The following is a 14,355-nucleotide window of genomic DNA, read 5'->3' on the forward strand; positions in this document are numbered from 1 at the left end:
AGGAGCGGATGAAATGCAAACATTTCCTGAGTTCGTCACGGTAAAAGAAGTTGGGCCAAGGGACGGCTTGCAAAATGAAAAGCAACAAGTAGCCACGCAAGATAAAATTAACTGGATAAATATGTTATCTAAATCTGGACTTTCTTCAGTAGAAGTCAGTTCGTTTGTTCATCCTAAGTGGATTCCTCAATTAAAAGATGCAAAAGATGTAGTTACAAAGATCTATCGCAAGCCAGGAACCACGTATGCTACCCTTGTTCCTAACGCTAAGGGGTTGAAAGCGGCTTTAGAAACAGACATCGATGAAGTGGCTGTTTTCATGTCTGCTAGTGAATCCCATAATATGAAAAACATAAATAAGTCGATTGAACAGTCGTATCCTATTTTTAAAGAAGTTGTTCAAGAAGCAAAAGACCATGGCAAACGTGTGAGAGGATATGTTTCCACAGTCTTTGGTTGCCCATATGAGGGAGCTGTTGCGCCTCACCAGGTTCTAAAAGTTTCTCAACGGTTATTGGATATCGGAGTGGATGAATTATCGCTTGGAGATACGATTGGTGTAGCCAATCCTAAGCAAGTTGATCAATTCTTAAGTACAATTAAAAACGATCTTGATGTAAATCAGATAGCAATGCATTTTCATAACACGTACGGAATGGCCTTAGCGAATGTACTAGTATCCTTACAACATGGCCTTACCATTTTTGATAGTTCACTTGGAGGGCTAGGAGGCTGCCCGTATGCTAAAGGGGCTTCCGGTAATTTAGCCACGGATGATTTAGTGCATATGCTTCATCAAATGGGGATTCAAACAGGCATTGAAGAAGAAAAATTGAATCAAGCAGCCGAATACATTCAAAAAATATTAGGTAAAGAATTACCGAGTCACCATATGCAAATTGCAAACCGAATGAGACAAAGGGAGTATTTTTAAATGGCGCTTGTAGAAGTAGCATATATTAACGATCATATTGCTTTAATTACGCTTAATCGAAGTGAAGCGGCTAACAGTTTATCGAACGATCTTTTGAGTGAATTGGTAAATGTATTAGATAATATTGAACAATCAGAGGCTCGCGTAGCCATCATAACGGGAGCGGGTACTAAAGCATTTTGTGCAGGAGCGGATTTAAAAGAAAGAATCGGGATGACGGATGAACAAGTAATCCAAACCGTGAAAAAAATAGGAGACACAGTGGTGAAAGTCGAACAGTTGTCCATCCCGACCATTGCTATGATCAATGGAGCGGCATATGGAGGAGGACTTGAGCTAGCGCTCGCGTGTGATATACGAGTCATAAGTGAAGATGCAAAAGTTGGATTAACCGAAACTTCATTGGCTATCATTCCAGGAGCAGGAGGGACCCAGCGTTTACCGCGACTTATTGGTCCTTCTAAAGCGAAAAAAATGATTTTTACAGGTACACCTGTTTCTGCTGAACAAGCTGTAGACATGAATCTAGTCGAATCTATGTACACTAATGATCAATTAAGCGATCAAACGATAGATTTAGCTCGCACAATTGCAAAGAACGGGCCGATTGCATTAAGACAAGCTAAGAAATCAATACAGCTTGGAACTGAAGCTGATCTTGCTACGGGACTTGAAATTGAACGTCAATGTTATCAACAAACTATCCCAACGAGTGATCGAATAGAAGGCTTACGTGCTTTCAAAGAAAAGCGAAAACCCGATTATAAGGGAAAGTAAGGGGGAGTAATCGATGAACGAAACGTTACAAACTAAACAAGATAAGATATCCTCTGGAGGAATAGAGAAATACCATGAAAGCAATCAAAGTAAAGGAAAAATGTTTGTGCGTGAAAGGCTGCAGCTTTTATTTGATGATGACTTAAATATAGAAGATTCATTTTTCGCCAATTGTATGGACGGCTCTTTACCGGCGGATGGAGTGGTCACGGGAATCGGGAAAATCAAAGGGCAACAAGTGTGCGTGATGGCTAACGACTCCACTGTTAAAGCAGGATCGTGGGGTGCACGTACAGTTGAAAAAATTATTAGAATCCAGGAAACCGCCATGAAACTGGAAGTGCCAATGCTTTACTTAGTAGACTCTGCTGGTGCCAGAATTACGGATCAAGTAGATATGTTTCCGAATCGCAGAGGTGCCGGTCGAATTTTTCATAATCAAATCAAGTTATCAGGTCGTGTGCCACAAGTATGTTTATTATTCGGACCATCAGCTGCAGGTGGAGCTTATATTCCGGCATTTTGTGATATTGTCGTCATGGTAGACGGGAATGCATCGATGTATTTAGGATCCCCTCGTATGGCAGAAAAAGTGATTGGTGAAAAGGTAAGTTTAGAGGAAATGGGCGGTGCCAATATGCATTGTTCAGTATCGGGATGTGGAGACGTCTTAGTAAAGGATGAACACGAAGCTATTGAATATGCTCGTTGCTACTTAGGTTATTTCCCGGCAAACTATCGAAACTTACCCAAACAAACGCAAGCATTGGAACCGAAAGAGTTTGATAAAAACATCTCGGAACTTATCCCAGAAAATCAAAATGCACCATTTGATATGTATCAATTCATTGATCGAATCATTGATCAAGGTTCATTTTGTGAAATTAAGAAAAAATTCGCTCCAGAATTAATTACAGGTTTAGCTAGGATGGATGGACGTACGATTGGAATTATAGCGAACCAGCCTAAGGCTAAAGGTGGCGTGCTTTTCCCTGACTCAGCAGATAAAGCGGCTAAGTTTATGCAGTTATGTGACGCTTTTAATATTCCACTTCTATTCTTAGTCGATATTCCTGGCTTTATGATTGGAACAAAAGTTGAACGCGCAGGAATTATTCGCCACGGTGCTAAGATGCTGTCAGCAATGAGTGAAGCTACCGTTCCTAAAATTTCAGTTATCGTAAGGAAGGCTTATGGAGCTGGGTTATACGCAATGGCGGGGCCAGCTTTTGAACCTGACGCCTGTATTGCCTTACCGACCGCCCAAATAGCTGTAATGGGACCGGAAGCGGCTGTTAATGCGGTGTATGCAAATAAAATTGCTTCTCTTGATGAAGCAGAACGTCCAGCCTTTATTAAAGAGAAGCAGGACGAATATAAAGAAAACATTGATCTATATCGTTTAGCTTCAGAGATGGTTATTGATGATATTGTACAACCTGAGCGTTTAAGATCCGAGTTAGTTCATCGATTTGCAGCTTACCAAAGCAAATCAGTCAGCTTTACAGAGAGAAAGCACGGGGTTTATCCCGTTTAACAAAAAGCCACTTCTTATATAAGAAGTGGCTTTTCTAGGTTTTCATTCGATTATGATGTGCTTTGTTGAGCTACTTTACGAATTTCCACTATTGTCTCAGGATTTTCCAATGCACTTAAATCACCAGAATCCTTAGCTAAATAAGCAGATTTAATCGCTCTTCTCATCACTTTAGCATTTCGTGTTTTAGGGAGGTCTGAAACAGCAAAAACTTTCTTTGGTGCCAACGCTTTACCTAGTTTATAAACTAAATACTCTTTTATTTCTTCCATTAATTGATCGGTTTGCTCAATATTTGAATGTAAAACGATAAAGGCTACAGCTTCCTCACCTTTTAGCTCATGAGGCACCCCAACAACACCAGCTTCAATAATGGCATCATGGCTAGCAAGTACGGATTCAACTTCAGCTGGACCTAAGCGTTTTCCTGCTACATTTAAAACATCATCTGATCGACCAGTGATGGTAAAAAAACCATCGTTATCTACAGTGACCCAGTCTCCGTGAACCCATGTATCCTGAAATTTACTCCAATATGTTTTTTCGTATCTTTCATCATCTTCAAAAAAACTGTTTGTCATGCCAACCCAAGGCTGTTTCAAAACAAGTTCACCTACTTCATTTTGAAGCGAATTTCCCTGATCATCAAATATATCGGCATCCATTCCGGGCAAAACTGCATTGAAAGTTACGGGCTGAATAGGTTTCACTAGGACGTTACCGAAAATCCCACCTGAAACTTCAGTTCCACCAGAATAATTAAAAATAGGAACTTTTGATTTTCCTACATTTTTGAATAACCACTGCCAAGGTTCAGGATTCCAAGGCTCACCTGTAGATCCGATTAATTTTAAAGAAGATAAATCGTGTTTTTCGACCCACTCTACACCTTGTTTCATTAATGAACGAATTAAAGTAGGTGAAATTCCTAAGTGGGTGACGTTATATTTGTCTACCATTTCCCAAAGTCGATCAGGCTCTTTATAATCCGGTGTGCCCTCAAACATGACAATGGATGCTCCGTTTAGCAAACCTCCATAGACTAAAAAAGGTCCCATCATCCATCCCATGTCTGTATACCAAAACAATGTATCCTCTTTTTTTACATCCATGGCAATGCCTGCATCAAAGGCCGATTTAACTGGAAAACCAGCATGGGAATGAAGAACACCTTTAGGTTTGCCAGTCGTACCAGATGTATAAATTAACATAAAAGGATCACTTGCTTTGGTGTGTTTAGTTCTGTATTCTGTACTATTACTCAGTAGGGAATCAAAGGGAATATCTCTCTGTTCTTTCCATTCAACCTTTCTACCTGTTCGATTGACCACAATGACATTCTGTAAATGCTCACTCTGCTCAGCTGCACGGTCAGCTTCTTCTTTCATAGAGACAATCTTACCTCTGCGATAATAGCCATCAGCCGTAATAAGAAACTTTGAACGTGAGCCATCTATACGAGTAGTGAGTGCATCAGCTTTATATCCTGAAAAAGTAGGGCAAATAATCGCTCCAACTTTAGAAATAGCAAGCATAGAAATGAGAGTTTCAGGAAGCATAGGTAAATAAATAGTAACAATATCCCCAGCGTTCACACCTATATTTTCTAAACCATGTGCGAAGGCATCGACTTTTGATTGAAGCTCTTTGAATGTGTATGTTACTTCATCTCCGTTGTCACCTTCCCAATATAAAGCGACACTATCTTTTTTAGTTGCATCATGTGCCCATTTATCCAAAGCATTATGAGCCACATTCATCTCACCATCTACAAACCACTGAGGATATTGAATACCATCTGAAAGATTCAGGGTCTTACTGTAAGATTTATACCATTCAATCTCTAAGACAGAAACGGCCTGATCCCATAACCACTCAATATCTTCAATCGACTTTTTATAGAAATCGTCATAGTGTTCATACCCATGCATTCTCATCCATTGATACAAACGCGTACTTTCTTTCACTTCTTTTGTTGGTGTCCATGCTATTTCATATGTACCCATCGTTATCCTCCTTGCTTTTAATCAATAGTCGGAATACTCCTAATTATATTATAACTGAATACATCGGGCGAATGAATATTGAATGTAGCAATAATTTAAAAAATATATGAATAAATATTAAAGATTGTTAAATAAGGAGAGAATTTTCATTTCTTTGTATATAATAAGGAGGGATTAATTGTTTTTACGATTTATTAATGGTAAAGTCAAACTCGTAAGAAATATGGTTACTTTTGTTGATTTTTCTCGATAAAGTAAAAATCACCCAGATGGTTAAGAAGTTTATTCTTACATTAAAATGAAAATGCGTGCACATATGCAACTAGGAGGTAGATTATGAGAATTATAGTAGCTGGGGGAGACGGTTTTTGCGGTTGGCCTACCGCATTATATCTGTCAAAACAAGGACATGATGTTACAATAGTAGATAATTTCGCGAGAAGAAATATTGATGATGAATTACGTTCTAATTCAGTAACTCCAATTGCGACTTTAGAAGAAAGAGTAGCTAAATGGAAAGAACTCACAGGTAAAGAAATTCAAACATTTATCGGTGACTTAAACCACTATGACTTCTTAAGAGAAGTATTCCGTCAAATAGAGCCAGAAGCTTTCGTGCATTTCGCTGAACAGCGTTCCGCACCTTACTCAATGATGGATCGTGACCATGCAGTTTATACTCAAACAAATAATGTTATAGGTAACTTGAATGTCTTGTACGCGATAAAAGAATTCGCTCCAGAATGTCATCTTATTAAATTAGGAACAATGGGGGAATATGGTACACCTAATATTGACATAGAAGAAGGTTATATTGAAATTGAACATAATGGACGTAAAGATACACTTCCGTACCCTAAGCAACCAGGTTCTTTCTATCATTTATCGAAAGTTCATGATAGTCATAACATTATGTTCGCTTGTAAAATTTGGGGGATTCGTGCGACTGACTTAAATCAAGGAATTGTCTATGGATTACATACAGAGGAGACACAATTAGATCCTTTGCTTGTAAACCGCGTTGATTACGACGGAGTGTTTGGAACCGCGTTGAATCGTTTCATTAACCAAGCTGCGATCGGACATGATATAACTGTTTACGGCTCAGGTGGTCAAACACGTGCCTTTCTTAATATCGAAGATACTGTACGTTGTGTAGAAATTGCAGCAGAAAAACCAGCTGATCGTGGAGAATTTCGCGTATTTAATCAATTTACAGAATGGTTCTCTGTTAATGATTTGGCAGAACGTGTACAAACTATCGCTAAAGAAGAAGGTTTTGAAACAGGTGTTAAGAAAATAGAGAATCCACGTATTGAAAATGAAGATCACTACTATAATGCAAAAAACACAAAGTTACGCGACCTTGGTTTAGAGCCTCATTTATTAACAGATGATGTCATTCGCGACATATTAAAAATTGCTGTCGAAAACAAAGATCGTATTATTGAAGAGAACGTGTTACCATCTATTACTTGGAAGTAAGGAGTTTTCCGCTTTGAAAATCGCTATCATCACTGAAACATTCCTGCCATCAACGGACGGAGTTGTTACAAGATTAAAAGAAGCAATCAAATATTTACAACAACAAGGGCATGAAGTGATTGTTATTGCTCCTGACTTAGGTGTAACAGAATATGAGGGTGCGATTGTTGAAGGGGTTAAAGCAACAACCCTGTTTTTTTACCGGTATAAGCAATTCTCTTTGCCTCAAAAAAAGGTAAAAGAATTGCTTGTAAAACATGATCCAGATTTAGTTCACGTAGTAAACCCGGCGTTCGTAGGGGTGTCGGGTGTTTACTATGCAAGTAAACTTAATTATCCATTAATTGCTTCTTACCATACACATGTCCCTAAATATTTGGAATATTACCGTTTATATCCTTTTGTACCATTCGCATGGTGGTATTTTAGAAAACTCCACAACTATGCTAACTTAAATCTCTGCACTTCTAAGGCCATTCAAGGAGAACTACAGCAGAAAAAATTCCATAATGTTCATGTGTGGGATAGAGGAGTAGCGATTGAACATTTTCATCCTGATCATCGAAATGAAACAATGCGTGAACGGTTATCTGGTGGAGAACCTGACAACATGTTACTTATTTTTGTTGGACGATTAGCTCCAGAAAAAGAAATTCATAAAATTAAATCATTACTAGAACAGCGTGATGATCTGTCACTTGCTATTGTTGGTGATGGTCCAGAAAAAGAAGCATTAGAAAAAACGTTTGCTAATACCAAAACAGTTTTCACCGGTCTTCTTCACGGGAATGAGCTAGCTCAAGCATTTTCCTCATCAGATGCTTTAATATTCCCATCAGTTACGGAAACGTTAGGACTTGTAATATTAGAGTCAATGGCTTCAGGTTTACCTGTCATTGCAGCCAAAAGCGGCCCAACAATGGAACAAGTAGAGGACGGAAAAACCGGACTTTTATTTGAAAACGAAAACACGGATAGCATGATAGAAGCAATCAACCGTTTGGAGGATGAAGATCTTTACAATAAATTAAGTGAAAATGCACGCCAGGAAGCAGAAAAACACAGCTGGAAAAAACCTTCAGAACAAATCTTGGATTATTATCACAAAACACTTGAAGTATATGAAAGAAGCCAGGAACATTCCTCCAAAAAATCTAAAGTTAAAGCTACAGAGTAATAGCTCTGTGGCTTAATTTATGCCAATTTTCAATGAAGGCCAACATTAATACTCTCTCTTAAAACTTAGTAGCAACTCCGAATTAAAAAACAAAAAACCATTAATAATATTTAATAAAAATAGGTTAAAAGTATGAGGGGAGGGGTGGAGAAGGTAAGTTAGAACCTCTCCAGATCAGACTATTTAATCATCTAATGTGACTCACAGTCACATTAGATGATTAAATAGTCTGATCTGGAGTGAAATAGTTTAATCTGGACATATCATTACACTAGTTAAGAGGATGTTGAATCGTTAATTATATTTTTGCAAAATCATTATTGACCCAGATATGTCCCATTTAGAATAATGAATCGAAGAGGGGGAAGTTATCAATGGTGTAGAAGCCTTGAATAATGTTAGTTAAATATAAGAACGGTTGTTAAACAAATTTAGTATAGTGAAATCAATTTGGAATATCTAATTTTATATTATGTCTCAATATCTCTAGTATACTTGTCTAATGAGACACAAAAACAATTTTTGTTCTTTTGATTTATAACTTCCTATAATATATATTATGTAAACTAGAAAATTAAAAAGAAATTCTAACCTCTTCATCATAATGATCTCTATCTCCACAATCCCAATTTTAATCCTTTGCATTGTCGGCAATTTTAATCCTTTGCATTGTCGGTCATGTATAGCGCTAATCCCTTAAAATAATTACCGGCTGCTATTAACTGCTATTTGCTTTATCTTAATATCAGGCTAGATACATTTACTTATTTGATATATCCTTAATACTGACACCATTTCCGTATAATATTGTAGTCTGTTCATTCATGAACGCATTTCCCTATTTGCAAGAGTTTTAATGCTATGTTTTAAATAAATGTTAAAGGATGTATATTCATGAAAAAACGATCAATTTTCACACTTTTATTAGGAATAATTGCAGGCGTCCTGACCCTTTTCATCCGTCCTAAAAAGGTTTACTCCCCTACTCACCATCATGACCCTACAACTTATCCTGGCACCACTCTATTTATTAAACCAGGGGATTTATTGTTTTCTCCCATAGGAAAAAGCGAGTCAAAATATGTAGGACACGTAGGAATAGTAAATAATGATCATAAAGTAATCCATTCGATTCCAGCGGGTTTAATGAAAGATACTGTGGCAGATTATTTTCGCAAATTCCGATTAATTACCATATACTCTCCTGAAAATCCAACGATCGGTGTGAAGGCTTCGGACTACTTAGAGTATCTTTATATAACTTATCCGCGAGCTAACTACCGTTTTTTCACACCACTTGGAAGTCTTAATCATGAGCAATATTGCACAAAAATTGTTTGGCAATCTTATTATTTTGGATCAGGTGTTAACCTTGGTAATCACTCTATTAAATCTAAAGCAATCCATCCCCATTTTTTAAAGGATCTTCGATTTTTAGAGCAAAGGTCATAGTTGAAACCTATTTCTTATTAACAATTCATAATAAGAGCAAGCAAAGATTATTTGGATCGAAAAATACGAGTATAATGTCAATTCGTGTTATATATTGATAGCTTTTAGGGAAACTATTGATTTCCGTTAAAAAATTAAGCATAATTGTTTTCGTTGTCTCTTGGAACTTAAAATCTATCAATAATTATAGAAGGAGAAGAAAAAATATGTCTAAAATTATAGAACCATCTCAATACAATTTATCAACCGCTATTATTGTAAAAAAACAAGAAATGATCAAATTAGGTAACAAATATGGGTTAACTGATATAAGAACAGTTAAGTGCAGCCAACAACTTGATAAGCTGCTAAATAGATATGAAAGTAAAAAAGAACTTTGCATTTCCTAAACTAATTTTTTTGTAGAAAACATAGCCTTTGTTTTAGAACCGCATTAACTCCAAGTTCTAATATACATTAGTATTTAAAAGTAAGAAATTACCTCAGTAGCTTAAGGTTTATAACAACATTTTCCTCAAATGAGCAACTAGAATTCCCACTAATTTATTCCGACTGATTTGGCATGACTAAACAGACCCCCTACTTAGTGAGCCTGTTTAGTCAAATTTCGAGCATAAGCACTACATCATTATTTTATATGGCTCACCTGTAGCCACGCATTTTTATAATATACCTTTACTGTTGACCATATTGTGGTTCTTGGGATTCCACAAATTGTTGTCGTGTTTTTAAATTAGATAGAATTTGTTCCTGCTGGCTGGCCAAGTTTTGATACATTTGCTTAGCACTTTGATCCTGTGTTTCTAGAGCAAATGAATGCAGATTTGCCAGTGTGCTTTCACAACTAGATATCGTTTGTTTAATCTGTGTACCGACTGTCACATTCTCACCTCCTTTAAACCTAAACCCCTGAAAATTTCTACGAATTCGTTTCTGCATCCACACGGACTGTGCCATCACTATTTAGAGTTGCCAAAGTAATATCAGATATATTTTCGAGACTATAATTGCTTGCCTTTAGTTGCATATCAAGCCACTTGTCATCTTTATGTAGATAGTCAAGATTACTTGAAAGAAGTTGTCCATTTAAAATTAAAGGAATAGGAATAAATTCAGGAATAGGCTCAAGCTGTATATCTCTAGCTTGTAAGGGTCGACGATAAGCTTTAGGGATCACGCTAATTCTCCCCACAGATTCCATCATGGCCAATTGAATATCTTCAGAATGTGTGTAACCCTTAAGACGAAGCTCTGCTAGTAGTTCTTCTGTAGTCATACTTACTTCTTGTAACCCGTCCTCTAATATATCGCCATCCCTTACTAAAGGTATCGGAGGATTATTTAACATCCAGCTAAACTTTCTTTTAATTAAAGTTCTAGAAATAATAACATATAGCAGCACAAATATAAGACTAAAGTAAAAAGAAAGAAACGTGTCCTTACTAACGAGTGGTTCCGTAAGAATGATTCCTACGATTAAAACAAACAGCAAGTCAAAACTATTCATTTTAGATACTGATTTTCCACCTACAATCCTCAGTAATAAATAACCCACAATAAAAATTGTAATAGGAGTTAAAAGGAACCTACTAACCATTTCAATCAAAATCGCCCCTCCTATTTATGTGTCACTTTTTAAATTCGGATATCCAATGCCTGTATTTTGTGCTGAATTAAATTTTTTATTCCTCTAGGACAAAACAAATGAGGATCTTCTTAAATTTAAGAAAATCCTCATTTTTATCCTATTTCTACTCATTATGTTTTAAAACCGTCTGATCATTTTTTTGCTCTACTTTATCATCTTTCATCAACTTGCCCAAAGCCCGTTTGAAAGAAGCTTTACTAATCTGAAAAGTTTTTCTTATATCATTTGGATCACTCTTATCCGTAAAATTCATTACTCCATTCTGATCAACTAAGTAATCATAAATTTGAGAAGCATCTTCATCCATGACCTCTTGTTTTAGCGGTCGTAACGAAATATTGATCGAACCATCATCCTTAATATCAATTACCCGTCCTTCAATAGTTTCACCAAGTCTAGGCTCCATTTTTCGTTCAAACGGATGAATAAACCCACGATATCCTTCTCCAGTTAAAACAAATGATCCTGCTTTGGTTGAACGATATACTCGCCCAATAACTGATTCATGCAAAAGAGAGTCTGGAGCTGCCTCTAGATCTTCTAGAACTTCACCTTCAGAAATTGGTTCTGCAAAAATCCTTCCCTTCTTATCTTTCTCTAAGCTGACAAATAAATAATCTCCCGCCTTGGGCCATACTTCTTTAATAATTGGAAGATTGTCTTTAGATACGAGAAATGCTTTATCCAAACCTATATTGACAAAAGCACCGAGGTGAGGCACAACTTCCTCTACCTCAGCCCAACCATAGGAATCAAGACTCACTTCTGGCAATTTTGCACTGGCAATGATTTCTTTTTCCCGATTGTAATAGATAAAAACCGAAATCTCCTGACCTATCTCTTCAATTTCATCATCCAATTGGTCATTCGGCAATAAAATCTCATCGTTCCCCTCAGTTAAAATGAAACCTTCTGCTGTTTTCTTTGTTACTCTTAGTTTCTGTATTGTGCCAATTTTATTTAAATCCATTGTTACACATTCCCTCATTTTTTATTTTATTTAATGATCATGTTCTTGTACGTATTCCGCTATCAATTGATAAGATTTCTTTTTTGCTTCGAAATCGTATATATTCGTTATGATTAAGAACTCGTCAGTATCATAAGTATGGCTTAATTCTCTTAGTTGTTCAAATACTGTAGGAGGACTACCTATAATAGCCCTCCTACGATTATATTTAATCTTTCGAAGATCTTCGGTCGAGAATTTGTATGATTTTACTTCTTCCACTGATTGAACTCTTGTTTCCAACCCTTTCCCCACTTGTAATAACCACATATCTTGGCTTAAAGCAAGTTCTTCAGCTTGTTGATCTGTTTCCGCACAAACGACAAACACACAGACATTAACTTTAGGTGATTTAAGTCCTTCAGAAGCTTTAAATTTCTTACGATAGGTAGTTATGGACTCCATAGCTTGATCGGGATTAATAAAATGACCCAACGTAAAGCCTGTACCATTTACGGCTGCATGACGAGCTCCTCGTTCAGTTAACCCGAGAATCCAAAGGCCTGGGTTTGAATTAGTAGCAGGTTTAGCAGAAACTCCGTAATAAGAATGTCCTTTAGGAATAGTATTATTTAAAAATTGCTGTAGTTCTCTAACTTGACGCGAAAATGAACTTAATGGTTTGTCACATCCATCTGTTAAGGCAGATCTGGTTTTTTTGCCCCCACCAGGAGACCTGCCTAACCCAAGATCTATTCGACCTGGAAAAAGAGCTTGCAATACTTTAAAATTTTCCGCCACTTTTAAAGGGCTATATTGTGGTAATAAAACCCCACCTGATCCCACTCGAATACGGTTAGTAACAGACGCTATTTTGCTTATGAGAATCTCCGGAGAACTACTGGCTAGTCCAGTGGTATTATGATGTTCAGCTAACCAGTAGCGATAATATCCTAGAAATTCAGTATACTCAGCCAAGGCAATAGTGTTTTCTAAAGCTTCTTCTGTAAATTGCCCTACAGATATCGGACTCTGGTCTAATACACTTAAAATCATGCTTTCCGAATCCTTTCTCTTCACTTTTTTCTTATTTGTAAACATCGCTCATAATTTTATTAAGAATAGTGAGCTGCTCTTCGAACAATATTTTATATTTCTTCTTGAGGACATCAAATTCTTCTTTTCCTTGATCTGTTAAGTAATACCAATAAACTTTTTGACGTTTTTTTTCATGAGATTTATAGTCTTCTTTTCGATAGAGTAACCCTTCTTCTGTCATATCATGCAATGTATCTAATAACGTAGAAGGAGCTGGTATCCAATTCTTAGTCAACTTGTGAAATTCCACTTTAAAGTGCTCACTTATTAACGGTTGACTTACTTGAAGCAAATGCATAATATAAAATTTAGTGAATTGAGCTGCGCTCATATTTAATGCGAACTTTTTCGGATTATTTTTTTGGGACATACACACTCTCTCCCCTCTTTACTTCTATTTTACAATAAGAGGGCGTTGTTTTGTCTAACAATAAGTACATTTGTTCGGTTATTTATTTGTTTTTTATATTGAATTCGGAGTTACTACTAAGTATTATGTTGGAGCCTGAATTTGTTCAAATACTGTTCAACAGCTTTGCGATTAGACATTATTATAACTTGAGATTCGTTCGCTTGTGAGAGTACAGCTGTTATCCCCTTGTTTCTTTTATTTTTTGGATAGTTCCATACATATTGAATAAACTCCCGTGTCATTCGTTCTGGACAGCCTGGCGCAAGGTCTTCCCTTGTACCCCCTATATTTTTCAACCAACGCTTAAGGATTCGATACGTGCACAAGTAACGATTTAGATCTAGAAAAATCACTGTATCTGCCTTTAAAAGACGCACATCCCAAACTGAACTATAATTCCCTTCAATTATCCATGAAGGGTTGTTAATATACTTTTCTTGTTTAGCCTGTAGTTCTTCATTGGTAGACTGCAACCAGCCAGGTTTCCAAAACAATCGATCCATATGTACTACTTCAATATCTAATAATGAGCCTAGTTGTTTGGCCAGAGTGGATTTACCAGAACCAGCTGATCCAAGAATCATTATTCTATTCATCGTACTTCACCTCAAAGTTATAACTTTTTTAGTACCACCTTACACAGTTTAGCAATATTCTACAAAATTCAAAAGAATTTCACTTATTTTGAAACCGATTTAGTATTTACATCGTCTAATAATTAACAAAAGAATAAAGCTTCAAAGTTTGTTAATTATTACACAACTATATTAAACTTAAAATCCTGATATAGATATCTGATGCATCCTAAAGTGTCAAGACTTCTACATTGCTCTATCAATAGTCCCTTATACATAAAAAAAGCCCGCTATTGTGGGGCAAT

Annotated in this window: 14 protein-coding genes; 7 read left to right on the plus strand and 7 right to left on the minus strand. The window is 36.6% G+C overall.

Going from position 1 to position 14,355, the window contains the following annotated elements; translation table 11 throughout:
* Positions 1–13: 13 nt before the first annotated feature.
* From ACFQIC_RS00525 to ACFQIC_RS00535, 3 genes are read left to right on the plus strand one after another with little or no spacing between them, the layout of a single operon-like run.
* Complete coding sequence (locus ACFQIC_RS00525; RefSeq protein WP_204706225.1) at positions 14–934, plus strand: hydroxymethylglutaryl-CoA lyase; 921 nt, start codon at positions 14–16, stop codon at positions 932–934.
* Complete coding sequence (locus tag ACFQIC_RS00530; RefSeq protein ID WP_204706227.1) at positions 935–1,711, plus strand: enoyl-CoA hydratase; 777 nt, start codon at positions 935–937, stop codon at positions 1,709–1,711. It begins immediately after the preceding gene.
* Positions 1,712–1,724: 13 nt separating this feature from the next.
* Positions 1,725–3,248, plus strand: coding sequence for an acyl-CoA carboxylase subunit beta (locus ACFQIC_RS00535; RefSeq protein ID WP_204706228.1), 1,524 nt, complete (start codon positions 1,725–1,727; stop codon positions 3,246–3,248).
* 50 nt (positions 3,249–3,298) lie between these two features.
* Here ACFQIC_RS00535 and ACFQIC_RS00540 read toward each other — a convergent pair whose 3' ends face one another.
* Positions 3,299–5,254, minus strand: coding sequence for an AMP-binding protein (locus ACFQIC_RS00540; RefSeq protein WP_204706231.1), 1,956 nt, complete (start codon positions 5,252–5,254; stop codon positions 3,299–3,301).
* A gap of 336 nt (positions 5,255–5,590) precedes the next feature.
* On the opposite strand from ACFQIC_RS00540, the gene ACFQIC_RS00545 reads away from it, so the two are divergent.
* From ACFQIC_RS00545 to ACFQIC_RS00560, 4 genes are all read left to right on the plus strand, one after another.
* On the plus strand, positions 5,591–6,739 hold the full coding sequence (locus ACFQIC_RS00545) for an NAD-dependent epimerase/dehydratase family protein (RefSeq protein ID WP_204706234.1): 1,149 nt from the start codon (positions 5,591–5,593) through the stop codon (positions 6,737–6,739).
* A 13-nt stretch (positions 6,740–6,752) separates the two neighbouring features.
* Positions 6,753–7,916, plus strand: a complete 1,164-nt coding sequence (locus tag ACFQIC_RS00550) for a glycosyltransferase family 4 protein (RefSeq protein WP_204706235.1) — start codon at positions 6,753–6,755, stop codon at positions 7,914–7,916.
* 894 nt (positions 7,917–8,810) lie between these two features.
* Positions 8,811–9,368, plus strand: a complete 558-nt coding sequence (locus tag ACFQIC_RS00555) for a hypothetical protein (RefSeq protein ID WP_204706237.1) — start codon at positions 8,811–8,813, stop codon at positions 9,366–9,368.
* Positions 9,369–9,574: 206 nt separating this feature from the next.
* The gene (locus ACFQIC_RS00560; RefSeq protein WP_204706239.1) at positions 9,575–9,757 is read left to right on the plus strand and encodes a Spo0E family sporulation regulatory protein-aspartic acid phosphatase; all 183 of its coding nucleotides are present in this window, start codon (positions 9,575–9,577) and stop codon (positions 9,755–9,757) included.
* 286 nt (positions 9,758–10,043) lie between these two features.
* Here the strand turns inward: ACFQIC_RS00560 and ACFQIC_RS00565 are convergent, their stop codons facing one another.
* The 6 genes from ACFQIC_RS00565 to ACFQIC_RS00590 form a co-directional block, all read right to left on the minus strand.
* Complete coding sequence (locus ACFQIC_RS00565; protein ID WP_204706241.1) at positions 10,044–10,250, minus strand: DUF1657 domain-containing protein; 207 nt, start codon at positions 10,248–10,250, stop codon at positions 10,044–10,046.
* 37 nt (positions 10,251–10,287) lie between these two features.
* A complete protein-coding gene (locus tag ACFQIC_RS00570; protein ID WP_390216927.1) occupies positions 10,288–10,965 on the minus strand; it encodes a DUF421 domain-containing protein in 678 nt (225 codons plus the stop codon).
* A gap of 154 nt (positions 10,966–11,119) precedes the next feature.
* Entirely contained in the window at positions 11,120–11,986 is an 867-nt protein-coding gene (locus ACFQIC_RS00575; protein WP_204706245.1) for a CvfB family protein, read from the minus strand.
* A gap of 30 nt (positions 11,987–12,016) precedes the next feature.
* Positions 12,017–13,021: an LLM class flavin-dependent oxidoreductase gene (locus ACFQIC_RS00580; protein WP_204706247.1), complete on the minus strand. Its 1,005-nt coding sequence runs from the start codon at positions 13,019–13,021 to the stop codon at positions 12,017–12,019.
* Between the two features lie 31 nt (positions 13,022–13,052).
* On the minus strand, positions 13,053–13,433 hold the full coding sequence (locus ACFQIC_RS00585; RefSeq protein ID WP_204706249.1) for a helix-turn-helix transcriptional regulator: 381 nt from the start codon (positions 13,431–13,433) through the stop codon (positions 13,053–13,055).
* Between the two features lie 116 nt (positions 13,434–13,549).
* A complete protein-coding gene (locus ACFQIC_RS00590) occupies positions 13,550–14,071 on the minus strand; it encodes a P-loop NTPase family protein (protein WP_204706251.1) in 522 nt (173 codons plus the stop codon).
* Positions 14,072–14,355 lie beyond the last annotated feature (284 nt).

Origin of the sequence: Halobacillus seohaensis (assembly GCF_042663045.1) — a bacterium.
In the GTDB taxonomy this organism is placed as follows: Bacteria; Bacillota; Bacilli; order Bacillales; family Halobacillaceae; genus Halobacillus_A; species Halobacillus_A seohaensis.

Coding starts and splice junctions, on each gene's coding strand:
- ACFQIC_RS00580 (WP_204706247.1), bottom strand. CDS start 13,021: ATGATTTTAAGTGTATTAGACCAGAGTCCGATATCTGTAGGGCAATTT.
- ACFQIC_RS00575 (WP_204706245.1), bottom strand. CDS start 11,986: ATGGATTTAAATAAAATTGGCACAATACAGAAACTAAGAGTAACAAAG.
- ACFQIC_RS00540 (WP_204706231.1), bottom strand. CDS start 5,254: ATGGGTACATATGAAATAGCATGGACACCAACAAAAGAAGTGAAAGAA.
- ACFQIC_RS00525 (WP_204706225.1), top strand. CDS start 14: ATGCAAACATTTCCTGAGTTCGTCACGGTAAAAGAAGTTGGGCCAAGG.
- ACFQIC_RS00570 (WP_390216927.1), bottom strand. CDS start 10,965: ATGGTTAGTAGGTTCCTTTTAACTCCTATTACAATTTTTATTGTGGGT.
- ACFQIC_RS00585 (WP_204706249.1), bottom strand. CDS start 13,433: ATGTCCCAAAAAAATAATCCGAAAAAGTTCGCATTAAATATGAGCGCA.
- ACFQIC_RS00555 (WP_204706237.1), top strand. CDS start 8,811: ATGAAAAAACGATCAATTTTCACACTTTTATTAGGAATAATTGCAGGC.
- ACFQIC_RS00530 (WP_204706227.1), top strand. CDS start 935: ATGGCGCTTGTAGAAGTAGCATATATTAACGATCATATTGCTTTAATT.
- ACFQIC_RS00535 (WP_204706228.1), top strand. CDS start 1,725: ATGAACGAAACGTTACAAACTAAACAAGATAAGATATCCTCTGGAGGA.
- ACFQIC_RS00545 (WP_204706234.1), top strand. CDS start 5,591: ATGAGAATTATAGTAGCTGGGGGAGACGGTTTTTGCGGTTGGCCTACC.
- ACFQIC_RS00590 (WP_204706251.1), bottom strand. CDS start 14,071: ATGAATAGAATAATGATTCTTGGATCAGCTGGTTCTGGTAAATCCACT.
- ACFQIC_RS00560 (WP_204706239.1), top strand. CDS start 9,575: ATGTCTAAAATTATAGAACCATCTCAATACAATTTATCAACCGCTATT.